The organism is Bordetella hinzii LMG 13501 (genome assembly GCF_001548475.1).
In the GTDB taxonomy this organism is placed as follows: Bacteria; Pseudomonadota; Gammaproteobacteria; order Burkholderiales; family Burkholderiaceae_B; genus Bordetella; species Bordetella hinzii.
Map to the genome: position 1 here is coordinate 1 of NZ_LRUJ01000082.1, position 1681 is coordinate 1681.

Here is a 1681-nt window from a genome sequence, read left to right on the forward strand (position 1 = left end):
CATCGCCGCCGGCGCCCGGCCGCGCCACCCGCCGAGCCGCCGCGGCCGGCGGCAGCCCGGCGGGGCGCCGATGAGGATTGGGAATCGTTTTAAACCGACCGGCCCTCCGGGGCCGGCAATGAGGGCGGACAAGCCCTCGGGAGTGGGATGCCGTGTTCAAACTGATGATGTCCTGGTGCCTGACCCTGCTGCTGCTTGGTGGCTGCGCGGTCTCGGGGCATAACTTCGACGGGGGCAAGTTGTCCACCCTCACGCCGGGGCAAAGCAGCCTGGACGACGCGGCGCGGGCGCTCGGCGCCTTGCCCGACCAGATCTACAACCGGCCCGACGGCAGCCGGGTGGCGTTGTGGCGCTCCCATATCACGTTTTTGACCGACGGCTTCTACAGCAGGAAAGAGGCCCTGTTGCAGTTCGGGCCGGATGGCCGTCTGGTCAGGCTGTTGGATACCACCAACATCCTGCTAGAGCCCTGGGAGCGGGACAAGCTCCTCGGGCCACCACCGCCGCAGACCGCTGCGGTCTCGGGCACCGCCGCTACCGCGGCGCCCGAGGTAGAACTCATCGTGATCCCAGGGCCCGGAGAGAAACCGGCTCGTTAATCACGTCCGCCGCTAGACCGCTACCGTTCGGAACGGTCGGCCATCGCCCATGCCTTCCCTGAGGCCGGTGCGGTGGCTTGCTCATTTTGTCGCTTTATCAGAAGGACGGGGAAGTTAATGGAAACCAGTTTCGAATCCGAGGCCAAGCCGACCAAGACCAAGAAGCGGTCGCGACCCTCAAAACAGAAGCAGAAGCGTTCGTTTTCCTTGCGCAATGCGCATGTCGGCACCCTGTTGTTGTGCCTGCTGGGCTTTTTCGCCCTTTTGATCGCCGCCTTGGGCGCGATGGCGGCATACTTTCTGCAGCAGAATTACCAGGCCGTGCAGCAGATCAACGATCTGACGGACCGCGCCAAGCAGGTCGAAATCATCAACAGCGACATGCTGCGCGCCCGCGTCTCCCTGATGGTGGCGGCGCGCCATCTGCAGGAGTCCGGCTGGGGCAGCGGCGAGAACGCGGGCCAGGCCGCCACCAAGACACTGAAGGACGCCACCGACCTGCTCAACGGGGTGCGCAACCGCTTCAGCGATTTCCAGAAGAATATGCTGGAGGACGATACCGGCCGCCAGCTGTCCATGAATCTCGTGCGCCGCTATCGCTCGTATATCGATGACGGCGTGGACACCATGGTCGAAGCCCTGCGCAGTGAGGACTACTCCACCTTCTATATGGTGAATAACGAGTACGGCACGCCGCGCAGCGCGGCCTTCATCGAGGCCATCGGCGAGTTCTCCAAATATATCGACCAGCAGCAGGACGCGACCATCGACTATGCGCGCAAGAGTTTCGAAAGCGCCATCATCGCCGTGATCGGCGCGGTGGTGCTGGCGCTGGTGCTGATGGTGCTGTCGCGTATCGTCTTCGGCCGCCTGGTCGTGCGCCCCTTGCTGGAAGCCGGGCAGCATTTTGACCGGATTGCCGGCGGCGACCTGACGGCGCGGGTGGAGGTGCGCAACAGCAATGAGATCGGCCAGCTGTTCGCGGCGCTCAAGCGCATGCAGGAGAGCCTGACGCGCACGGTCTCCACCGTGCGCCGGGGCGTGGACGAGATCAATGTGGGCGCGCGCGAGATCGCGGCAGG

Annotated in this window: 2 protein-coding genes; both read left to right on the top strand. The window is 64.6% G+C overall.

The window, feature by feature from the left end; all coding sequences use genetic code 11:
* The first annotated feature begins 164 nt into the window (after positions 1-164).
* Complete coding sequence (locus tag AXA74_RS23655) at positions 165-599, top strand: hypothetical protein (protein WP_032955314.1); 435 nt, start codon at positions 165-167, stop codon at positions 597-599.
* 117 nt (positions 600-716) lie between these two features.
* On the top strand, positions 717-1681 hold a 965-nt coding region (locus AXA74_RS23660; RefSeq protein ID WP_155680929.1), incomplete at its 3' end, for a Tar ligand binding domain-containing protein.

Coding starts and splice junctions, on each gene's coding strand:
- AXA74_RS23655 (WP_032955314.1), top strand. CDS start 165: ATGATGTCCTGGTGCCTGACCCTGCTGCTGCTTGGTGGCTGCGCGGTC.